The organism is Streptomyces sp. MMG1533, assembly GCF_001279775.1.
In the GTDB taxonomy this organism is placed as follows: domain Bacteria; phylum Actinomycetota; class Actinomycetes; order Streptomycetales; family Streptomycetaceae; genus Streptomyces.
The window spans coordinates 1-202 of the sequence record NZ_LGDG01000209.1 but is presented as its reverse complement, the minus strand read 5'-3'; the positions used below and the strand labels follow the sequence as shown (position 1 = coordinate 202).

1 protein-coding gene is annotated in these 202 nt (G+C 70.3%); it reads right to left on the bottom strand.

All coding sequences use genetic code 11. The annotated features are described in order from the left end of the window. A partial coding sequence (locus tag ADK57_RS19875) for a CBM35 domain-containing protein (protein WP_159050105.1) occupies positions 1 to 202 on the bottom strand: 202 nt, incomplete at both ends.

The following is a 202-nucleotide window of genomic DNA, read 5'->3' as shown; positions in this document are numbered from 1 at the left end:
GTTGGCGTAGCGCATGGTCATGGCGTAGGTGCCGGCCGTGGGCGCGTTGACGTTGAGGGTGAGGGAGTTGGCGGTTCCGTTGCCGATGCCGGTGACGACGCCGCCGTTGGCCTGGGTGTAGGTGGTGTCGGCGGCCGCGGTGCCGGTGAGGGTGCCGTCCTCCGCCTGGTAGGTGACGACGTTGCCGGTGGTGACGGCGTCG